The organism is Micromonospora sp. NPDC005206 (genome assembly GCF_040608175.1).
Classification (GTDB): Bacteria; Actinomycetota; Actinomycetes; order Mycobacteriales; family Micromonosporaceae; genus Micromonospora.
The window spans coordinates 213708-234286 of record NZ_JBEXHU010000005.1 but is presented as its reverse complement, the minus strand read 5'-3'; the positions used below and the strand labels follow the sequence as shown (position 1 = coordinate 234286).

Genomic DNA, 20579 nt, shown 5'->3' with positions numbered 1-20579 from the left:
CGCACGGCCACTGAACGGCCGCTAAGGTTATGCGCGCGAGTCTGCCACGTGACGCTGGGTTGTCGAGACGCCGTGGCATATTTCACCCACGACGCCACCGGCCGCCCGGCTGGCCGGGCCTGCACTCAGCCGGCCGGGACGGCGGTCAACGCCAGCAGCTCCGCGACGAACTCCGCCGGGCGCTCCAGGTGCGGGCTGTGCCCGCAACCGGGCAGCACCACCTCGTGGTACGCGCCGCCGGCCGCCGCGTACCGCTCCAGCACCGCCCGGGTCTGACCGACCATCGGCTGCGGCGGGCACTCCGCCGCACCGGGCCACCCCGGTACGGCACCCAGCGAGCCCAGGTACGCCAGGTCGAACAGCGAAGTGTCCGAGACGATCACGTCGGCGTCACCGCGTACCCAGGTGACCGGAGGCTTGTCGGCGACGGCCACCAGCTCGTCGGCGAGCCGGAACCAGGTCGGCGCGAGCGCGTTGAGCACCCCGCGCTCCCCCGGCGCCACGCCCGGCCAGTTCTCCGAGGACGCCGCCGTGCCGGGGTAGTTGTCGTCCCCCGTGACGGTGGAGAGCAGGCTGTCGAGCAGCAACTCCTCGTCGCCGCCCAGCGACGACGGATCGGCCACATAGGTCGCTCGCAGCACGGCACGCGGGCTGGTCTGGGCCTCGGTGCCGCGATCACCCGCGGTGAGCCGGGCGACGAAGTCCGGGTTCGCCGTGCCGGCACCGGTACCGGCGAAGTCGGGCGTCGTCGGCGTGCCGGCCAGGTCGCGGGTGCCACCGAAGCCGTACGGGGAGACCGGCGCGGCGAGCAGCAGCGCGCCCACCCGGTGCGGGTGGTCGACCAGCAGTCGCATCGCCACGCCCCCGCCGAGGGAGTGCCCCACCACCACCGGGCGGGCGTCGGCCGCGCCGAAGAACGTCGGGTCCTCCAGCAGCGCGGCCACGTCGTCGGAGAAATCCCGAAGACCCCGGGTCGCGTCCACCGGGGCGGTCTCCGAGGCGCCGTAACCACGCAGGTCCGGCGCGACCACCCGCAGCGTCGGCGGCAGCCGCCGGACCAGCGGCTCCCAGAACAGGGCGGACGAGCAGTTGCCGTGGATCAGCAGCACCGGAGTGCCGTCCGGCGGGCCCGCCACGCGTACCGCCTGGGTGATGCCGTTCGCTGTCACGGTCCGCTGCTCGGTCTCCACCCGCGGCATGCTGCCACCCCGGTCCGCGCCGGTCCAGGTGCCCGGCAGCCATCCCGGGTGCGCCCCGGGTGTGGGCCCGCACCAACCACGACGTCCTTTTACTCAGCGACGTGCGGTGGGCGGCGTGGCCAGCGGCAGCGGCAGCGTCGGCCGGACGTCACGCCGGGACGGGCCGAAGCTGAGCCCGACCGGATCGGTGTGGGCCACTCCCGGATCGAACAGACGCAGCTCGGTGCGGCCGAGCCGGATCACATCGCCGTCGGAGAGGAGTTCCACCTCGGTGATCCGGCGGTCGTTGAGCCAGGTGCCGTTGGTTGAGCCCAGGTCGCGCAGTGCCGGGCCCTCCGGCGCCCGCCACACCGCCGCGTGCTGCCGGCTCAGGTGCGGGTCGTTGATGACGACGTGACCGGTCGGCGCCCGACCGATCACCTGCGCCTCGGCCCGCAGACGAAAACTCGCCCCGCGCATCGACCCACCCGCGACCGTCAACAGCGGCATCAGTTCCGGATGTTCCTCCATGGACAGCCAGCCCTCCACCCCACACGACTACGCCGCGCGCCAGCCTGCCATCAGACGGTAATCGTCAATACCGACCGGCCGGTCAACTCCTCGCCACCTCCCGGCCATCTCCCGTTCGACGGTTCGGGCGGGCGGGATCCGAGCAGAGGGCCTGACCTGCTCTGATCAACGAGCGGGCGGCCCGATGCGACTCCCGTCCCGCCGGGCCGAATCGCGGCCTACCGGCGAGTAATCTTCGGGTCTAGACTTCCGCCATGACGGCTGTGCAGATCCCCGGCAACCCGGTCATCGAGGCAGGCCAACTGGTGTCCACCAGCCCCGCCACCGGCGTCGAGGCCGGTCGCCTCCCGGTCGCCACCGACGCCGACGTCCGGCGGGCCGTCGAGCGCGCCCGCACCGCCGGCGAATGGTGGGCCGGGCTGGGCTTCACCGGCCGCCGCGAACGGCTGCTGCGCTGGCGCGCCCTGCTCGCCAAGCGGATCGAGCAGCTCGCCGAGCTGGTGCACGTCGAGGGCGGCAAGCCGGTCGCCGACGCCATCGTCGAGATCGTCACCGCGATCGAGCACATCGACTGGGCCGCCCGCAACGCCGGCCGGGTGCTCGGCCCGCGCCGGGTGCGGTCCCGGCTCATCCTCGCCGAGTTCTCCGGGCACCTCGAATACCAGCCGTACGGCGTGGTCGGCGTCATCGGGCCGTGGAACTATCCGGTCTTCACCCCGATCGGCTCCGCCGCGTACGCGCTGGCCGCCGGCAACGCCGTCGTGCTCAAGCCGAGCGAGTACACGCCCGCGGCCGGCCAGTGGCTGGTGGACAGCTTCGCCGAGGTCGTACCCGAGCAACCGGTGTTCACCGCCGTGCACGGGCTGGGCGGCGTGGGCGCGGCGCTGTGCCGTTCCGGGGTGAACAAGCTCGCCTTCACCGGCTCCACCGCCACCGCCCGCAAGGTCATGGCCGCCTGCGCCGAGACGCTGACCCCGGTGCTCATCGAGGGCGGCGGCAAGGACGCCATGATCGTCGACAGCGACGCCGACCTGGACGCCGCCGCCGAGGCGTGCGTCTGGGGCGGAATGACCAACGCCGGCCAGACCTGCATCGGCATCGAACGGGTGTACGCCGTCGACCAGGTCTTCGACACCTTCGTCGACAAGGTGGTGGCCCGCGCGGGCCGGCTGACCGTCGGGCCCGAGGGCACCGACATCGGCCCGATCACCATGCCCGGCCAGGTCGACGTGATCCGCCGCCACATCGAGGCCGCGGTCAACTCCGGCGGGCGCGCCGTGCTGGGCGGCCCGAGCGCGGTGCAGCCGCCGTACGTGCACCCGACCGTGCTGGTGGACGTACCGGAGGACTCGGCCGCCGTCCGCGAGGAGACCTTCGGGCCGACGCTCACCATCAGCCGGGTCCGCGACGCCGACGAAGCCGTCGCCCGGGCCAACGCGCTCGCGTACGGCCTGGGTGGCTCGGTCTTCGGTCGGCGGCGCGCGGTTGCCATCGCCCGACGGCTGCGCTCCGGGATGGCCTCGGTCAACTCCACCCTCACCTTCGCCGGGATGTCCACCCTGCCGTTCGGCGGGGTCGGTGACTCCGGCTTCGGGCGGATCCACGGCGAGGACGGACTGCGCGAATTCGGCCGGGCCAAGGCGATCACCCGCCGGAGGGCCCGGTCGCTGCTGCCGTCCATGACCTTCGAGCGGACCCCGACCGACGTCGCCCGACTCGTCAAGGCCATCAAAATGATGTACGGCAGGTGAGTGTCGGATAACCGATCTCCACCGAGATCGACGCATCCACATGTTTGGACACGGTATTCGCGGCGGTACATTGCGTTAAATGGGCCCTAATCGATTGCGCTACCGCCTTGTCGACAGTGACCGGTCGTGGAGCGCCCGGCAGCGGCGGCGTCGCTCGGACTGGCTCGCACGCACGTTCCCGACGATCGGCGACATGCACGTGGTCGATCTCGGCGGCCGGCTCGGCACCTGGAATCGCGCCACCATCCGGCCCACTCGGGTGACCGTGGTCAACCTGGAGCAACCGCCCACCGTCGTCCCAGAGTGGGCCCACGTCGTACAGGCCGATGCCTGCGACCTGCCGCCGCAGGTCACCAACGGCGACTTCGACCTGGTCTTCTCCAACTCGGTGCTGGAGCACGTGGGCGGGCACGAACGCCAGCCGCGGTTCGCCGCGGCAGTCCACTCGTTGGCCGAACGGCACTGGGTGCAGACGCCCTACCGCTACTTCCCGATCGAGCCGCACTGGATCGCGCCCGGAATGCAGTTCCTGCCGGTCCGGCTTCGCACCGCGGTCGCCCGACGGTGGCCGCTAGGCCACAAGCCGACCCGGAGCCACGACGCCGCCATCCACCAGGTGCTCTGGACCGAACTGCTGGACCGGTCGCAGATGCGCCACTACTTCCCCGACTCGCGGATGCTCGTCGAGCGGGTGGCCGGCCTACCCAAGTCGCTGATCGCGGTGCGAACCGGGGAGTGAACCGGTCAGAAGAGGGTCAACTCGTCCTTCTCGATGCCCCGCAGCTTGTCGTAGTCCACGACCACGCACCGGATGCCCCGGTCGGCGGCGAGCACCCGCGCCTGCGGCTTGATCTCCTGCGCGGCGAAGACCCCGGTGACCGGGCTGAGCAGCGGGTCGCGGTTCATCAGTTCGAGATAGCGGGTGAGCTGCTCGACCCCGTCGATCTCACCGCGCCGCTTGACCTCGACCGCGACCGCACCGGAGTTGGCGTCCCGGCAGAGCAGGTCGACCGGGCCGATCGCCGTCATGTACTCGCGGCGGACCAGCGTGTACCCGTCGCCCAACACGCTCGGGTTGGCCGCCAGCAACTCCTGGAGATGCGCCTCCACCCCGTCCTTGCGCAGGCCGGGGTCCACCCCCAACTCGTACGAGGTGTCCTGGAAGATCTCCTCAAGGGTGATCCGCAGCTCCTCGCCAGCCTTGTTGACCACCCGCCACACGCCGGGGGCCTCCTCCAGCCGACACGGCGGGCTCATCCAGTTCAACGGCTTGTACGCCCGGTCGTCGGCATGGATCGACACCGACCCGTCCGCCTTCACCATCAGCAGCCGGGTCGCCAGCGGCAGGTGAGCCGAGAGCCGTCCGACGTAGTCCACCGAGCACTTCGCAATGACCAACCGCACCCGACGAGGGTAGCCGAGCACCCACCGGTCGCCACCGAGCGGCACTGGCGCGTCGATGGGATGCTGAGATGGTGCTCGAAGTCCTCACCGGTACCGGTCTCGCCGCCTCGGCGGGCCTGAACGCGTACATACCCCTGCTCACCCTCGGTCTGCTCGCCCGCTACACCGACCTGATCGACCTGCCCAGCGGCTGGACATGGCTCGGCAACGGCTGGGTCGTCGCCATCCTGGCCCTGCTGCTCGCCGTCGAGATGGTGGCGGACAAGGTGCCGGTGGTCGACCACATCAACGACGTGGTGCAGACCGTGGTCCGACCCACCGCCGGCGGCCTGGCCTTCGGCGCCGGATCGTCGTCGGAGACGGTGACGGTCACCGACCCGGGCAGCTTCTTCTCGTCGCACCAGTGGGTGCAAGTGGTCACCGGCGTTCTGCTCGCGTTCGGCGTACACCTGCTCAAGTCCGCAGCGCGGCCGGTAGTCAACGCGACCACCGCCGGGTTCGGCGCCCCAGTGGCCAGCACCGCCGAGGACGCCACCAGCGTGGTGGTCTCCCTGGTGGCGATCATCCTGCCGGTGCTGGTGCTCGCCTTCCTGCTCGGCCTGGTGGCGTTCGTCTACTGGTTCCTACGCCGACGCTCCGAACGCCGCCGGGAACGCGAGGCAGCACGCGCCGCCGGCTTCCGCGTCTGACGAGCCGCGGGCCGCGGGCCAGGGCGTTCCCGCCGGTCCAGACATGCCGCTGGCCGGCACCCCGGGGTGGGGTGCCGGCCAGCGGTCGATGTCGTGCGGTGGTGCGGTGGGTCAGCTGTTCCAGTGCTGGGCGACCAGGTCGGTGGCCTGCTGCTCCCACTGGGCGTAGGCATCCGGGTAGGCCGAGACCTGCACGGTCTGCGCGGCGTCGGTCAACGCCATGTCCTGCCACCCGTCAACCTGCTTCAAACCCTTGAGGAACGCGGTGGTGGAGTACTCGGGGTTGGTGATCTGCTCGGGCGTGCCCCAACCACTGGTCGGGCGCTGCTGGAACAGGCCCAGCGAGTCATGGTCGTTGGCGTCGCCGAGGTGACCCAGGTTCTCCAGCTTCGACTCCTGCAGACTCGTGGCGATCGAGATCACCGCGGCCCGCTCAGGCAGACCAGCCTTCTTCGTCGCCGCGATGATCGCCTTCACATTGCCGGTCTGCTCGTCGTTCAGGTCGATGTGCGACTGCGCGCCCTGCACCTTGGCCGTCTGCACCGCGACCGCGACCGGCTTGCCCTCGACGGGGGTGGCGGCGTGCGCGGCGATCGGACCGGCGAACACGCCACCGGCGAACGCGAGACCAGCAACAGACAGCATGCTCTTACGAATAATCGTGTTCATGAGAGGTCAGCTCCTTCAGGGGGTAGACACCCACACGCCCGAGGGGGACGGCGCAAGGATGCGAGCACCTCGTCCGGCGCTTCCAACTGCAAGGGGGGAAAGTCATCGTCGGCGGCCTACGGGCGGGGGCTCGTGGCGCCGGGACTGTATGTAACGACCGCCGGGCCGCCGGCATTCCGGGGGTGGCCCATCCATCGGCACCCCGGTGAGCGGGGGCTCCGTTCCAGCGGCCCCCGAGTGAGGGGGTCGGTCAGGGGTCTGCAACGACCGGCCACCCGCGGGCATTCCAACCCGGGCCCGGCCGCCATCCCAACCCCCAGAGGGGCGGGGTGCCGGACCGGTGGTGCTGCGATCGTCAGGGTGTGTAACGACCCCCGGCCCGCCACGATTCCACCCCACGGATGCAGCCGGTCACACGCCAGAGACCCCCGATACGGGACATACGGCACGAAATTGCCGGCTGTCGCGGGCGTCAACTCGACCGGCTGGGGTTGATCGACTCGGTATCACCGATATCGGGCCATCCGGCCGCCCAGGACACCGGGACATCCCCGAAATCGCCGACATCGCCGACATCGCTGACATCGCTGACACGCTGACATCGAGTCGACCACCGCGAACGAGGATGAAGCGAACCCGGGGCGAGGTGGTCAACGAGGGGTATACCTCGGAGGCATATTTATGCCTCCGAGGTATATCGCTCACAACAGCGACCGCCCCCCAGAAGGGAGCACCCGGCCGCGTCCAACTACAGGGACCAATCAGACCCCGCCACCCCGCCAGACGGAATGGTCCGTCACGCAGCGGAGGGATCAGGACGAACGGCGACCACCGACGGTGTGGGGCCCGCCGTGCCCGGCGTAGGGATCAAGCCTGACCGCCCGAAGCCGGGCACGGCGGGCCCCACACCGCCCACGACGCACCGCACCGCGCCCGACAACCCACGACCCACCCGCACCGCGCCCGACAACCCACGACCCACCGCCGCCGCACCCGACAAACCCACAACGCACCACACCGCGCGGCCGACAAAGCCACGACCCACCGCACCGGGTGGCCGACAAACCAGACAGCTACCCAGCGTCGCGGCATAGCAAGGATCACGAAGCCGGCAAAAGCCTACGATCGGTCAAGAAGCCTAGAGGAGGTCGGCATGACTACAGCGATGGAGATGCCCCGGGTCCAGGAGTGCGTGGTCGTGGCCTGCGCGTACAACAACGCCGGCGACTGCCACGCCTTCGCGATCACGATCGGCAGCATGGATCACGCGCACTGCCACACCTTCGTCGAGTCGCCGGTGCGCGGCGGTGTGGACAGCCTGATCGCTCAGGTGGGCGCGTGCCAGCGGTCCGACTGTCGGCACAATGAGCAGCTCGAGTGCCACGCCTCGTCCATAAGGGTCGGCCCGGACAACGACATGGCCGACTGCATGACCTACGCCGGCCGCTGACCGGTCACACCAGCCCGGGTCAGGGCAGGTCGTTGGCGCGCCGGATGACCGTCACCAGGTCGTCGATGATGCCGGTGAGGGCGAAGTCCTTCGGGGTGAAGACCCGAGCCACCCCGGCCGCCCGCAGCGTGTCGGCGTCGCCGGCGGGGATGATGCCGCCCACCACCACCGGCAGGTCCGCCCGACCGGCGGCGCGCAGCCCGTCGAGCACGGCCGGCACGGCGGCAAGGTGCGAGCCGGAGAGCACGGAGAGCCCGACCAGGTCGACGTCCTCCTCAACGGCCGCGGCGACGATCTGCCCGGCGGTCAGCCGGATGCCCTGGTAGACGACCTCGAAGCCGGCGTCGCGGGCGCGTACCGCGATCTGCTCGGCGCCGTTGGAGTGCCCGTCCAGGCCGGGCTTGCCGACCAGCAGCCGCAGCCGGCCGCTGCCCAGCTCGCGGGCTGTGGCGGTAACCCGTGCGCGGACGGCCGCGAGGCCCGGGTCGCCGCCGGTGCCGGTGGCGCCGGCCAGTCCGGTGGGCGCCCGGTACTCGCCGAAGACCTGGCGCAGCGCGCCGGCCCACTCGCCGGTGGTCACGCCGGCCCGCACGCACTCCAGGGTGGCCGGCATCAGGTTCGCGGTGGTCGCGGCGGCCGCCCTGAGCCGGGCCAGGGCCGCCTCGACGGCCGCGGCGTCCCGGTCGGCCCGCCACCGGCGTACGCCGGTGGCGGCGGCGGTTTCGACCGCCGGATCGACCTGCTCGACCGCCTCCGCTCCGGCCGCGGTCAGCGGGGACGACTCGGTCCCAGTGAACCGGTTGACGCCGACCACCACGTCGGCACCGGACTCCATCCGGCGGCGGCGCTCGGCCAGCGAGGCGACCAGCGCGCTCTTGAGGTAACCGGTCTCCACGGCGGCGACCACGCCGCCCAACTCCAGCACCTTGTCCAGCTCGACGCGGGCACCGGTGACGATCTCGTCGACCAGCGCGGTCATCACGTGCGAGCCGGCGAAGAGGTCGGGGTATTCGAGCAGGTCCGACTCGTACGCCAGGACCTGCTGCATCCGCAGCGACCATTGCTGGTCCCACGGGCGGGGCAGGCCGAGCGCCTCGTTCCAGGCGGGCAGCTGCACCGCGCGGGCCCGGGCGTCGCGGGACAACGTCACGCCGAGCATCTCCAGCACGATGCGCTGGATGTTGTTCTCCGGCTGCGCTTCGGTCAGGCCGAGCGAGTTGACCTGAACGCCGTAGCGGAACCGGCGCTGCCTGGCCTCGGTGACGCCATACCGGTCCCGGGTGATCTCGTCCCAGAGCACGCTGAACGCGCGCATCTTGGCGATCTCCTCCACGAACCGCACCCCGGCGTTGACGAAGAACGAGATCCGCTGCACCACGTCACCGATCCGCTCGGCGGGCACCTGGCCCGAGTCGCGGACCGCGTCAAGCACGGCGACCGCCGTGGCCAGCGCGAAGCCGACCTCCTGCACCGGCGTGGCACCGGCCTCCTGGAGGTGGTACGAGCAGATGTTGACCGGGTTCCACCGCGGCATCTCACGCAGCGTGTAGGCCACCACGTCGGCGGTGAGCCGCAGCGACGCCGCCGGCGGGAAGATGTACGTCCCCCGGGACAGGTACTCCTTGATGATGTCGTTCTGCGTGGTGCCGGCGCAGCGGGCCAGCTCGGCGTTCTGCTCCAGCCCCACGGTGCCGTACAGGGCGAGCAGCCACATCGCCGGGGCGTTGATGGTCATCGAGGTGTTCATGTCGGCCAGCGGAATGCCGTCGAAGAGCGCCCGCATGTCGCCGAGGTGGGCCACCGGCACGCCGACCCGGCCGACCTCACCGGTGGCCAGCTCGTGGTCGGGGTCGTACCCGGTCTGGGTGGGCAGGTCGAAGGCGACCGAGAGACCGGTCTGCCCCTTCGCCAGGTTGCGGCGGAAGAGGGCGTTGGTCGCGGCGGCCGACGAGTGACCGGCGTAGGTGCGCATCACCCACGGGCGGTCCCGCTCGGGCAACCGCCCCGAAGATGCCTTCTCATCCATGGCCGGAGTCTAAGTTACCGTTCAGTAAAACGGGTTGTGGAAAACCACACAGGTCCATGTCGCGGACGTCCGGGTGCGAAGCGCCCGGAGTGTCCCGGACCGCCACACCCCGGGCGCCACGCCACCCCGGTCAGGACGCACACTGGACACCATGGATGACGAGCTGGCCATCTCCGTCCGGGGGCTGCGCAAGGCGTACGGCGACAACGTGGCCGTGGCGGGCGTGGACCTCGACGTCCACCGCGGCGAGGTGTTCGCCCTGCTCGGCCCGAACGGCGCCGGCAAGACCACGACCGTGGAGATCCTGGAGGGCTACCGACGCCGGGACGCCGGCGAGGTCGCCGTGCTCGGGGCCGACCCCGCCCACCCGGACGCCGGCTGGCGGTCCCGGGTCGGCATCGTGCTCCAGGGCACCGGCGAGTTCGACGAGCTGACCGTGGCCGAGGTGATCCGGCACTTCTCCGGCTTCTACCCGGACGCCGACGACCCGGACAAGGTGATCGAGCGGGTCGGGCTGGCCGGCAAGGCGAAGGCCCGTACGCACACCCTCTCGGGTGGGCAGAAGCGCCGCCTCGACGTGGCGCTGGGCATCATCGGCCGCCCCGAGCTGCTCTTCCTCGACGAGCCGACCACCGGCTTCGACCCGGAGGCCCGCCGCGAGTTCTGGGAACTGATCCGCGACCTCGCGGCGGCCGGCACCACCATCGTGCTGACCACCCACTACCTGGACGAAGCGGAGGCGCTGGCCGACCGGGTGGGTGTGATCGCCGGCGGCCGGCTCGTGGAGGTCGCCGCACCGAACCAGCTGGGCAACCGGCAGGAGGCGCTGGCGACGGTCTCCTGGCGTACCCCGGACGGGACGCTGGAGCGCGCGCCGAGCGCGACGCCGACGGCCCTGGTGGCCGAGCTGGCCGCGCGCTACGGCGGCGAGGTCCCCGGGCTCACCGTGACCCGGCCGACCCTGGAGGACGTCTACCTCACGATGATCGGACACGCGCGATGACGACCACGACGAAGCCGGCGACGCCGGTCGCCGCGACCCCGGGCCGCCGGCCGGGCGCGGGCGCGCTGGCCCTGCGGCAGGGCCGGCTGGAGATCACCCAGTTCCTGCGCAGCCGGGAGTCCGTGGTCTTCACGATGGGCTTCCCTATCATCATGATCCTGATCTTCGCGTCGATCTTCGGCGGCACGATCGGCGGCGGGGTCAAGTTCACCCAGTACTTCATCACCGGCATGATCGCGACCGGCCTGATGACGGTGAGCTTCCAGAACCTCGGCATCTGGATCCCGATCGAGCGGGACCGGGGCGTGCTCAAGCGCTACCGGGGCACGCCGATGCCGAAGTGGGTCTGGTTCGCCGGCAAGGTGATCATGGTGGTGGCGATCGGCATCGCCGAGACCGCGCTGCTGCTGGCGGTCGCGGTGGCGCTGTTCGACCTCGACCTGCCGGGTACCGCCGGGAAGTGGTTCACCTTCGGTTGGGTCTCCGTGCTCGGGGTGACCGCCTGCACGCTCTGCGGGATCGCCATCTCGTCGCTGGCCCGCACCGCGCGCAGCGGCTCGGCGGTGGTCACCCCGGTCGCCCTGGTGCTCCAGTTCATCTCCGGAGTGTTCTTCGTCTTCACCGACCTGCCCACCTGGATGCAGCAGGTGGCCGCGCTGTTCCCGCTCAAGTGGATGTGCCAGGGGCTACGGGCGGTCTTCCTGCCGTCGAGCTTCGGCGCGCAGGAGCCCGGGGGCTCGTTCGAGCTGGGCCGCGTCGCGCTGGTGCTGGCCCTGTGGTGCGTGATCGGCCTGGTGCTCTGCCTGACCACCTTCGGCTGGACGACCAAGCGCGACGGCTGACCGGTAAGCAGACAGTTCCCCGTCGGCTTTTTTCGACCGCACGACGGGACACCGGGTTCCGCCAAGGGCTGCGACACTCGGACCATGGCGGCTCGACCGACCCGGCGTGGTCTCCTGCTCGCGGGGGCGGGGGCGGGTGCACTGGCCGTCGGCATCGGCTGGACGGCGCGCGACCTGATCCGGCCCGCGCCGGCACGGCCGGTGCCTCCGAAGGCACCGGCCGGCGACGAACGGCTCACCAGCCGCCCGTCCGCCGCGCGGGGCCGCACGGTCGACTTCTACACGGCCGTCCCGGACGGGTACGGCGACGGGCGGGGACTGCCGGTCTGCCTCGTGCTGCACGGCGCTTCCACCACCGCGCGGGACTTCCCCGGGCTCGGCCTGGGCCGTTTCCTGACCGACGCGGTACGCCGGGGCGCTCCGCCGTTCGTGCTCGCTGGGGCAACCGGCGACCGACTCTCCTGGCGTCCGTCCGGGCGGGACGACCCGCAACGGATGGTGCGCGAGGAACTACCGGCCTGGTGCGCCGAGCGGGGCTTCGATTCCGCCCGACTGGCGGCCTGGGGCTGGTCGATGGGGGGCTTCGGCTCGCTGTTGCTCGCCGGGACCTGGCCGGGGTTCCTCCGGGCGGTGGCGGCCTTCTCCCCCGCCGTCGCACCTGGCGACGCCGTCTTCGCCAGCGTCGATCGGCTGCGCGGCACTCGGCTGGGCATCTGGTGCGGTCGGCAGGACGACTTCCTCGCCGACGTGCAAGCGCTGGAGCGTGCTCTTCCAGAGCCGGCCGCCTAGGTGGAGTACGCCGACGGCCGACACGACTTCGGCTACTGGGGTCGGGTCATCCCAGACGCCTTCGACTTCGTCGCGGCAGCGCTGGCAGACCCCGACCCGGCTTCCAGTCCGGGATGAGCACCGCCCCGGGCCCGCGGTAGCGAGTGATCGCCACTGCGGGCCCGTAGCTGCGTGTTCTCAGTACGTGTAGAAGCCCTTGCCGGTCTTGCGGCCCAGGTCGCCGGCGGTGACCATGCGCTGGAGCAGCTCCGGTGGGAAGAACTTCTCGTCCGCCGTGTCGGTGTAGATGTTCTTCGAGGCGTGCAGCAGCACATCCACGCCGGTCAGGTCGGTGGTGGCCAGCGGGCCCATGGCGTGCCCGAAGCCCAGCCGACAGGCGGTGTCCAGGTCCTCCGCCGACACCACGCCGGACTCGACGAGCTTGACCGCCTCCACCACCAGGGCGGAGATCAGGCGGGTGGTCACGAAGCCGGCGATGTCCCGGTTGACCACCACCACCGTCTTGCCGATCTCCTCGGCGAAGGCCCGGACGGTGGCCAGCGTGGCGTCGCTGGTCTTGTAGCCGCGGACCAGCTCGCAGAGCTGCATCATCGGCACCGGGGAGAAGAAGTGGGTGCCGACGACCGCCTCGGGCCGCTCGGTGACCGCGGCGATCTGGGTCACCGGGATGGCCGAGGTGTTGGTGGCGAGCACCGCGTCGGCCTTGCAGATCTTGTCCAGGGCGCGAAACACCTCGTGCTTGATCTCCAGACGCTCGAAGACCGCCTCGACCACGATGTCCGCGTCCGCCGCCGCCTCCAAGTCGGTGGTCGGGGTGATCCGGGCGAGCGTCGCCTCGACGTCCGACGCCTCGATCTTGCCCTTCTCGGCGAACTTCTCCAGCGACTTCCGAATGCCGCCGAGCCCTCGCTTGGTGGCCGCGTCGTCCAGGTCGCGCAGCGTCACCTGCCAGCCCGCCTGCGCCGCCACCTGGGCGATGCCGGAGCCCATCAGCCCGGCCCCGACGACCGCGAGTCGACCCGCCATCTGCTTCTCCCTCGCTGCGATTGAGTGCCTGCCTGCACCCTAGTCGGCGAGCCTGAACGACGGCTAAGGGGCTGTCGGGAGACCCGACAACCCCCTGGACCCGGTCTGCGTCAGATTTCCAGCTCCGGCTCCTCCGGCGTCGTCCCGCGCTCGACAGCCACTCCGAGCGCGCGCAGGTCAGCCACGAAGTCCGGGTAGCCCCGGTCGACGTGGTGCACGTGGGAGACCTCGGTGGCCCCGTCCGCGCAGAGCCCGGCGATGATCAGGCCGGCCCCGGCGCGAATGTCCGTGGCCCGCACCGGCGCTCCGGAGAGTCGGCTCCGGCCCCGGACCACCGCGTGGTGGCCGTCGGTCTTGATGTCCGCGCCGAGGCGCATCATCTCGTTGGCGAACATGAACCGGCCGTCGAAGATGTTCTCGGTGATCAACGAGGCACCGTCACTGACCGCGGCCAGGCCGATCGCCATCGGCAGCAGGTCGGTGGCGAAGCCCGGGTACGGCAGCGTCACCACGTCGACCGCGCGGGGCCGGTCGTCCATCCGCACCCGGAAGCCGTCTCCCCGGGTCTCCACCAGGCCGCCGGCCGCCACCACCTTGTCCAGCGCGACCTCCAGGAAGGCCGGGTCGAGCCCGGTCACGGTCACGTCGCCTCGGGTCATCGCCGCGCCGAAGGCCCAGGTGCCGGCCACGATCCGGTCCCCCACGGTGGCGTGCCGCACCGGGCGCAGCCCGGGTACGCCGGTGATCCGCAGGGTGGACGTTCCGGCGCCGGAGATCCGCGCGCCCATCTGGTTGAGCATGGTGCAGATGTCAACGATCTCCGGCTCCCGAGCCGCGTTGTCGATCGTCGTGGTGCCCTGGGCCAGCACCGCCGCCATCACCAGGTTCTCGGTGGCGCCCACACTGGGGAAGTCCAGCACGATGTCCGCGCCGCGGAGCCCGTGCGGTGCGGTAGCGATGACGAAGCCGTGCTCACCGGAGATGTCCGCGCCCATCCGGGTCAGCCCGGAGACGTGCATGTCCAGCCCGCGCGAGCCGATCGCGTCGCCGCCCGGGTGAGCCACCCGCACGTACCCCCGGCGGGCCAGCAACGGGCCGAGCACGCAGATCGACGCACGCAGCCGGCGGACCAGGTCGTAGTCCGCGTCGGCGCCCGGCTGTTCGGGTACATCGATGGTCACCGAGCGCGACCGGGCCACCCCGCCCCGCGCGACCATCGGATCCACCGGGTCGTCCGCGTCGAACCGCACGTCGCACCCCAGCCGGCGCAGCACCTCCCCCATGATCGCGATGTCGGTGATCCGCGGGACGTTGGTGATCACGCTCCGGCCCGGAGCGAGCAGCGCGGCTGCCATCAACTTCAACGCCGAGTTCTTGGCACCCACCACGTGCACGGTGCCGGCCAGCCGGGCGTCACCGCGTACCCGGATGACGTCGACATCGTTGACCGCCGGATCGCCCGCGTCCCCGGGGCCCACCACCGCCGGCCAGCCGGCGGTGGTGTCCGGCCGCGCCGGGATCGTCAGGTCCGGTATCCGTAGGCTGTGCGTCATGGCCGTCCACCTCACGCGCATCTACACCAAGGCCGGCGACGCCGGCATGACCAGGCTGAGCAACAACGAGCAGGTGCCGAAGACCGATCCACGGATCGCCGCGTACGCGGATGTCGACGAGTGCAACGCGGCGATCGGCGTCGCGCTCGCCCTGGGCCAGCTCGACGAGGAACTGCGGGCCGTGCTGGCGTCGATCCAGAACGACCTGTTCGACGTGGGCGCCGACCTGTCCACGCCGGTGGAGCCGGAGCCGAAGTATCCGCCGCTGCGAGTGACCGAGGAGTACGTCGAGCGCCTCGAGGGCTGGTGCGACGAGTACAACGCACGCCTGAGCAAGCTCGACTCCTTCATCCTCCCCGGCGGCACCGCAGGCGCGGCGCTGCTGCACGTGGCGCGGACCATCGCCCGGCGTGCCGAACGAGCAGCGTGGGCGCTGGTCAGCCACGATCCGGAACGGACCAGCCCGCTCCCGGCAAAGTATCTCAACCGGCTCTCCGATCTGCTCTTTATCCTGTCAAGAACGGCAAATCCGGCGGGAGATGTGCTATGGGTGCCGGGCGGTAAGCGCTGAGCGTCGGCGGGCTGCACCACGTCGAGGTGTGGGTTCCCGATCTCGCGGCCGCCACGCGTAGCTGGGGCTGGCTCCTGGGCGAGCTGGGCTGGTCGCTGCACCAGGACTGGCCGGCCGGCCGCTCGTGGCGCCTCGGCCCCACCTACATCGTGCTGGAGCAGTCGTCAGCGCTCTCCGGGCCCCGGCACGATCGGCTGGCTCCGGGGCTGAACCACCTGGCCTTCCACGCCGGCCCGCCGGCCGCCGTGGACCGGCTCGTGACGACAGCCCCGGCGTACGGCTGGACGCTGCTCTTCCCGGACCGCCATCCGCACGCCGGCGGCCCCGACACCTACGCCGCCTACCTCACCGACAACCACGGCTACGAGGCAGAACTAGTCGCCACCAGTAACGGCAGTTGATAGATAGCGCGCCCGAACGACGCACAGTGCCCCGGCAGGGTATCCGGGGAGCCCGCCCGGCGGAGGGATCAAGCCTGACCGCCCGCAGCCGGGCGGGCTCCCCGGAAACCCCCAACGGTGAGAGGGAACTAGGCAGCGGGCCAATCTTGGGAGGCCATACGCGTCGAGACCGCCCCCGGAGGGGCGGCCTCGAGCCAGGAGAGGAAACCGGTCACTGTAGACCGCGCCATGGCGATCTCCACCGGTGCATGGTGACTGGTACAGCGGAGGATCACCCAGTCGGCCGGCATGGAGAGACGTTCCTGACCCTCCGGCAACCGGCGGCGCTCCACCGCGAGCCCCTTGCGGGAGAGCACCCGCTTGGGCCGCAGGGCGAAGCTGAACATCCGGTACCAGCGCAGCTCGTCACCGGCGAACCGGCCGAAGCCGGGCGACCATCCGCGGCCGTCGAGCATGGTGGAGACCCGGACGCTGAGCCGGATGATGCCACCGCTGCGGGTGACCAGGGCCCGCCGGACGAAGAGGATGAGGAGCGCACCGAGGATGACGGCGACGCCGATCCCGATTCCCTCGACGATCTCCATCCCCGGTACGGCTCAGTGGCTCTGCGCGGAGACCGGGGTCGCGCTCTCGGCCAGGACGATGACACCGTCGGCGCTCACCGAGAGGAAGCCGCCGGCCACGTCGTAGGAGACCTGCTCACCGCCAGCCAGCTTGATGCGCACCTGGCCGGGCTCGGCGAGCTGGCCGAGCAGCGGCGCGTGCCCCGGCAGGACACCGAGCTCACCCTCGGTCGTCCGGGCGACGACCATCTCGGCGTCACCGGACCAGACCTTCTCCTCGACGGCGACGAGCTCGACGTGAAGCTGCTGTGCCACGCTGTCTCCTTGCTGCGGCGGCGGGTTGCCGAAAGTCTAGTCCTGACGCTGACCCGCCCCCAAGGCGGGTGGGGAGAGCTGCGCCACGGCTACTTGGTCTTGTTCTGGAATTCCGGGTGCTCCAGCAGGAACGGGTCCAGTTGTTCATTGTGCAGGGCGGTGAAGAAGTCCGACACGCCGGGCTTGAACTGCTCACCCTTGTACTTCTTACCGTCGAAGACCCCGCCACCCGGGAGCTTGATCATCTGAATGGTGTTCGGGCGGATGCTCTTCAGGGCGAGCCCGAAGTCGATCACGCTGTTGCCACGGCCGTTGAAGATCAGCGACTGGCCCGCGGCGCGGAGCACCTTGTCCAGCTTGATCGGGTTGGACACCACGTCGGCGCTGAACGCCTGACCGACCATGGCCTTGACGAACTGCTGCTGGTGACGCTGCCGGCCGTAGTCAGAGTCCGGGACACCGTTCTTCGGGTAGCGCTGCCGGACGTAGTCCAGCGCCTGCCACCCGCTGAGGTGCTGGTTGCCCTTCTCGTAGACCGCCTGCGGGCCGACGTAGCCCTCGCCGCGCGTGTTGCCCGGCCGCGGCTTGCCGTCCGGCTGCTTGTGCTCGGAGCGCACTTCCCGCTCGACGTACATGTCGACGCCGCCCATCGCGTCGACGATCTTCTGGAAGCCGGTGAAGTTGATGATCGCGCCCGCGTCGAACCGCTTGATGCCGGTCACGTTCTGCACAGTGGTGGCCAGCAGCTCGAAGCCCCGCGCCGCGTCGGGGTTCCCTCCCGGCACCCGGCTGCCGAACGACATGGCGGCGTTGATCTTCGTGGTCTCGCCGGCGAACTCGGCCTTCTTGAACGAGGGGATGTGCACGTAGAGGTCCCGCGGCAGCGAGAACAGATAGGCCCGGTCCATCGACGCGGGCACGTGCAACACCATGATCGAGTCGGCCAGTGGCGCCGCTGTCGGCGTACGCGGGTCGATGCCGACCAGCAGGATGTTGAGCGGGCCCTTGATGTCGGTCTTCTTCGCCTGGGCACCGGCCGCCTGGTCGCCGAAGAGGTCGGCCTTGCCGACCGCGCCCTCGTAGCGGGCCATCAGCACCTCGGTGCCGACCAGCACCGCCCCGCTGAGCATGGTCAGCACGGTGCCGAACACCGTGCAGACCCTGGCCCAGCGCGGCACGCCCCGCCAGATGGACGGCTTACGGCCACTCTTGACGGCCTTACCCACGAGCATCTCCGTTCGTTACGCCCACGAAGAGGAGACGGGCGCACGTAGCCGAAAGGTTGCAAAGATCAACGCTCGTTCACGTGAGCGCCGACCGACCGTATCTCGGGTGGTACGGAACCGACGACCACGAGTAACGGACCGCGGCGATGATAAGGCGTGAAAATGAACAAAAGACTGCCCCGGCATGGCCGGGGCAGTCTTTTTGTTACAGATCTGATCGGGCTGTCAGCCCTTCATCAGCTCCTCAGCCTTGCGCTCCAGGTCCTCGAGACCGCCGCACATGAAGAACGCCTGCTCGGGGAAGTGGTCGTACTCGCCCTCGCTGATCTTGCGGAACGCCTCGATGGTCTCCTTGATCGGGACCGTCGAGCCCGCCACGCCGGTGAACTGCTCCGCAGCGTAGGTGTTCTGCGACAGGAAGCGCTCGATCCGCCGGGCCCGGGCCACGGTGATCTTGTCTTCCTCGGAGAGCTCCTCGATGCCGAGGATGGCGATGATGTCCTGCAGGTCCTTGTAGCGCTGCAGGATCCGCTTCACCTCGGTGGCGACCTGGAAATGCTCGGCGCCGACGAACTCCGGGGCGAGGATCCGGGACGAGGACGCCAGCGGGTCCACGGCCGGGTAGATGCCCTTGTCGGAGATCGACCGCTCCAGGTTGGTGGTCGCGTCCAGGTGGGCGAACGTGGTGGCCGGGGCGGGGTCGGTGTAGTCGTCCGCCGGCACGTAGATCGCCTGCATGGAGGTGATGGCCTGGCCCCGGACGGAGGTGATCCGCTCCTGGAGCTCGCCCATCTCGTCGGCCAGGGTCGGCTGGTAGCCCACCGCGCTCGGCATACGGCCGAGCAGGGTGGAGACCTCCGAGCCGGCCTGGGTGAAGCGGAAGATGTTGTCGATGAAGAGCAGCACCTCCTGCTTCTTGACGTCGCGGAAGTACTCGGCCATGGTCAGCGCGGAGAGCGCCACCCGCAGCCGGGTGCCCGGCGGCTCGTCCATCTGGCCGTAGACCAGCGCGGTCTTCTCGATGACACCGGACTCGGTCATCTCGGCGATGAGGTCGTTGCCCTCACGGGTGCGCTCACCCACGCCGGCGAAGACCGAGGTACCACCGAAGTTGCGGGCCACACGGGTGATCATCTCCTGGATGAGCACCGTCTTGCCCACACCCGCGCCGCCGAACAGGCCGATCTTGCCGCCCTTGACGTACGGGGCGAGCAGGTCGATGACCTTGATGCCGGTCTCCAGCATCTCGGTCTTCGGCTCCAGGTCCGCGAAGGCCGGGGCCTTGCGGTGGATACCCCAGTGGTCGTCCGGGGTCAGGGTCTCGCCCTCGGTGAGGTTGAGCACCTCGCCGATCGCGTTGAACACGTGGCCCTTGACCGCGTCGCCCACCGGCACGGTGATCGGCTTGCCGCGGTCACGCACCTCCGCGCCGCGGACCAGGCCGTCCGTCGGCTGCATCGAGATGGCACGGACCAGGTTGTCACCCAGGTGCTGGGCGACCTCCAGGGTCAGCGTCTTCTCACCGCCGGACAGGTTCACGTCAACGTTCAGGGCGTTGAACAGGGCCGGCATGGCGTCGCGCGGGAACTCGGCGTCGACGACCGGGCCGATGACCCGGACCACGCGACCCGTGGCCGTCTTGGTCTCTACTGGTGCAGTCATCACACTTCACTTCCCGACGCGGCCAGCGCGTTGGCGCCGCCGACGATCTCGCTGATCTCCTGGGTGATCCCGGCCTGGCGAGCCGAGTTCATCTCACGCGTGTACTTCTCGATCATCTCTTCGGCGTTGTCGGTGGCGCTCTTCATCGCCCGCCGCCGTGCCGCCGACTCACTCGCCGCCGACTCGATCAACGCCGCGTAGATCCGCGTGTTGATGTACCTCGGCAGGAGCGCGTCGAGCAGCGCCTCCGCCTCCGGCTCGAACTCGTACGCCGGCAGCAGCCCCTCGGAGCGCGGCCGGTCCTCCACCTGCATCGGACCGATGATCTTGGCGACCGGAGTCTGCGTCATCAGCGAGTGGAACTCGGTGTAGACGATGTGCAGCTCGTCGACGCCGAGCACCCCGTCCGCACCGGCACCGCCGTCGACGTCGTCCGCACCGGCCGTGAACGCCTTGATCAGCGTCTCACCCACCGTGCGGGCGTCCTCGAACGACGGCTGCTCGCTGAACCCCGTCCAGTTCGCCTCGATCGGCCGGTTGCGGAACCGGTAGAACCCGACGCCCTTACGCCCGATGACGTAGAGCACCGGCTCCTTGCCGTCCGCCCGGAGCCGCGCGATGAGCGACTCCGCCGTCTTGATCGCGCTGGCGCTGTAGCCGCCGGCCAGGCCACGGTCGCTGGTGACCAGCAGGACGCCCGCCCGCCGCACCCGCTCGCGCGGGGTGAGCAGCGGGTGGTCGATCCGCGCGTTGGACGCCAGCGCCGTGAGCACGCCGGTGATGGCCTGGGCGTACGGCAGGGACGCCTGCACCCGGGCCTGGGCCTTGGCGATCCGGCTCGTCGCCACGAGCTCCATCGCCTTGGTGATCTTCTTCATCGACTTCGCCGAGCGGATCCGTTGACGAAGAACGCGTACCTGGGCCGCCATG

General features: G+C 70.4%; 21 protein-coding genes. 9 read left to right on the top strand and 12 right to left on the bottom strand.

The annotated features are described in order from the left end of the window. Positions 1 to 125 precede the first annotated feature (125 nt). Positions 126 to 1199 carry an alpha/beta hydrolase gene (locus tag ABZU69_RS09235; RefSeq protein WP_354963865.1) on the bottom strand — a complete coding sequence of 358 codons (1074 nt, stop codon included), beginning with the start codon at positions 1197 to 1199 and terminating at the stop codon, positions 126 to 128. A 93-nt stretch (positions 1200 to 1292) separates the two neighbouring features. Continuing rightward, entirely contained in the window at positions 1293 to 1709 is a 417-nt protein-coding gene (locus ABZU69_RS09230; RefSeq protein WP_354963864.1) for an FHA domain-containing protein, read from the bottom strand. 254 nt (positions 1710 to 1963) lie between these two features. Here ABZU69_RS09230 and ABZU69_RS09225 point away from each other — a divergent pair, with 254 nt between their 5' ends. Next, a complete protein-coding gene (locus tag ABZU69_RS09225) occupies positions 1964 to 3460 on the top strand; it encodes an aldehyde dehydrogenase family protein (RefSeq protein ID WP_354963863.1) in 1497 nt (498 codons plus the stop codon). A 79-nt stretch (positions 3461 to 3539) separates the two neighbouring features. Further along, positions 3540 to 4199: a class I SAM-dependent methyltransferase gene (locus ABZU69_RS09220; RefSeq protein WP_354963862.1), complete on the top strand. Its 660-nt coding sequence runs from the start codon at positions 3540 to 3542 to the stop codon at positions 4197 to 4199. 5 nt (positions 4200 to 4204) lie between these two features. On the opposite strand, the gene nucS is transcribed toward ABZU69_RS09220, so the two are convergent. Continuing rightward, positions 4205 to 4864 (bottom strand): endonuclease NucS, encoded by a 660-nt coding sequence (gene nucS, locus ABZU69_RS09215; protein ID WP_354963861.1) that lies wholly within the window; start codon positions 4862 to 4864, stop codon positions 4205 to 4207. Positions 4865 to 4935: 71 nt separating this feature from the next. On the opposite strand from nucS, the gene ABZU69_RS09210 reads away from it, so the two are divergent. Next, positions 4936 to 5553 (top strand): DUF4126 domain-containing protein, encoded by a 618-nt coding sequence (locus tag ABZU69_RS09210; protein ID WP_354964013.1) that lies wholly within the window; start codon positions 4936 to 4938, stop codon positions 5551 to 5553. A 111-nt stretch (positions 5554 to 5664) separates the two neighbouring features. On the opposite strand, the gene ABZU69_RS09205 is transcribed toward ABZU69_RS09210, so the two are convergent. Beyond that, on the bottom strand, positions 5665 to 6222 hold the full coding sequence (locus ABZU69_RS09205) for a hypothetical protein (protein ID WP_354963860.1): 558 nt from the start codon (positions 6220 to 6222) through the stop codon (positions 5665 to 5667). A gap of 1153 nt (positions 6223 to 7375) precedes the next feature. Between ABZU69_RS09205 and ABZU69_RS09200 the strand changes: the two genes are divergently transcribed. Beyond that, complete coding sequence (locus ABZU69_RS09200; RefSeq protein WP_354963859.1) at positions 7376 to 7672, top strand: DUF1540 domain-containing protein; 297 nt, start codon at positions 7376 to 7378, stop codon at positions 7670 to 7672. A 19-nt stretch (positions 7673 to 7691) separates the two neighbouring features. Here ABZU69_RS09200 and ABZU69_RS09195 read toward each other — a convergent pair whose 3' ends face one another. Beyond that, the gene (locus ABZU69_RS09195; protein WP_354963858.1) at positions 7692 to 9698 is read right to left on the bottom strand and encodes a protein meaA; all 2007 of its coding nucleotides are present in this window, start codon (positions 9696 to 9698) and stop codon (positions 7692 to 7694) included. A gap of 151 nt (positions 9699 to 9849) precedes the next feature. On the opposite strand from ABZU69_RS09195, the gene ABZU69_RS09190 reads away from it, so the two are divergent. The 3 genes from ABZU69_RS09190 (at position 9850) to ABZU69_RS09180 (ending at position 12332) form a co-directional block, all read left to right on the top strand. Then, positions 9850 to 10701 (top strand): ABC transporter ATP-binding protein, encoded by an 852-nt coding sequence (locus ABZU69_RS09190; protein WP_354963857.1) that lies wholly within the window; start codon positions 9850 to 9852, stop codon positions 10699 to 10701. Beyond that, positions 10698 to 11543 carry an ABC transporter permease gene (locus tag ABZU69_RS09185; protein ID WP_354963856.1) on the top strand — a complete coding sequence of 282 codons (846 nt, stop codon included), beginning with the start codon at positions 10698 to 10700 and terminating at the stop codon, positions 11541 to 11543. The genes ABZU69_RS09190 and ABZU69_RS09185 overlap by 4 nt, the downstream gene beginning before the upstream one ends. Before the next feature lie 84 nt (positions 11544 to 11627). After that, on the top strand, positions 11628 to 12332 hold the full coding sequence (locus ABZU69_RS09180; RefSeq protein ID WP_354963855.1) for an alpha/beta hydrolase-fold protein: 705 nt from the start codon (positions 11628 to 11630) through the stop codon (positions 12330 to 12332). A 177-nt stretch (positions 12333 to 12509) separates the two neighbouring features. Here the strand turns inward: ABZU69_RS09180 and ABZU69_RS09175 are convergent, their stop codons facing one another. Next, positions 12510 to 13358 (bottom strand): 3-hydroxyacyl-CoA dehydrogenase family protein, encoded by an 849-nt coding sequence (locus ABZU69_RS09175; protein ID WP_354963854.1) that lies wholly within the window; start codon positions 13356 to 13358, stop codon positions 12510 to 12512. A gap of 110 nt (positions 13359 to 13468) precedes the next feature. Continuing rightward, positions 13469 to 14911 (bottom strand): UDP-N-acetylglucosamine 1-carboxyvinyltransferase, encoded by a 1443-nt coding sequence (gene murA, locus ABZU69_RS09170; RefSeq protein ID WP_354963853.1) that lies wholly within the window; start codon positions 14909 to 14911, stop codon positions 13469 to 13471. On the opposite strand from murA, the gene ABZU69_RS09165 reads away from it, so the two are divergent. Together ABZU69_RS09165 and ABZU69_RS09160 are read left to right on the top strand one after the other, a co-directional pair. Next, positions 14910 to 15482, top strand: a complete 573-nt coding sequence (locus tag ABZU69_RS09165; protein WP_210909719.1) for a cob(I)yrinic acid a,c-diamide adenosyltransferase — start codon at positions 14910 to 14912, stop codon at positions 15480 to 15482. The genes murA and ABZU69_RS09165 overlap by 2 nt on opposite strands. Before the next feature lie 26 nt (positions 15483 to 15508). Beyond that, positions 15509 to 15883 (top strand): VOC family protein, encoded by a 375-nt coding sequence (locus ABZU69_RS09160; protein WP_354963852.1) that lies wholly within the window; start codon positions 15509 to 15511, stop codon positions 15881 to 15883. Positions 15884 to 16011: 128 nt separating this feature from the next. Here ABZU69_RS09160 and ABZU69_RS09155 read toward each other — a convergent pair whose 3' ends face one another. The 5 genes from ABZU69_RS09155 to ABZU69_RS09135 all read right to left on the bottom strand — a co-directional run bounded on the left by ABZU69_RS09155 (position 16012) and on the right by ABZU69_RS09135 (position 20578). Next, on the bottom strand, positions 16012 to 16467 hold the full coding sequence (locus ABZU69_RS09155) for a DUF2550 domain-containing protein (protein ID WP_354963851.1): 456 nt from the start codon (positions 16465 to 16467) through the stop codon (positions 16012 to 16014). Positions 16468 to 16479: 12 nt separating this feature from the next. Then, complete coding sequence (locus tag ABZU69_RS09150) at positions 16480 to 16761, bottom strand: F0F1 ATP synthase subunit epsilon (RefSeq protein ID WP_354963850.1); 282 nt, start codon at positions 16759 to 16761, stop codon at positions 16480 to 16482. A gap of 89 nt (positions 16762 to 16850) precedes the next feature. After that, positions 16851 to 17993: an LCP family protein gene (locus ABZU69_RS09145; RefSeq protein WP_354963849.1), complete on the bottom strand. Its 1143-nt coding sequence runs from the start codon at positions 17991 to 17993 to the stop codon at positions 16851 to 16853. Positions 17994 to 18212: 219 nt separating this feature from the next. Next, complete coding sequence (gene atpD / locus ABZU69_RS09140; RefSeq protein ID WP_354963848.1) at positions 18213 to 19649, bottom strand: F0F1 ATP synthase subunit beta; 1437 nt, start codon at positions 19647 to 19649, stop codon at positions 18213 to 18215. Next, positions 19649 to 20578, bottom strand: coding sequence for a F0F1 ATP synthase subunit gamma (locus ABZU69_RS09135; RefSeq protein ID WP_354963847.1), 930 nt, complete (start codon positions 20576 to 20578; stop codon positions 19649 to 19651). The genes atpD and ABZU69_RS09135 overlap by 1 nt, the downstream gene beginning before the upstream one ends. Position 20579: the final 1 nt, after the last annotated feature.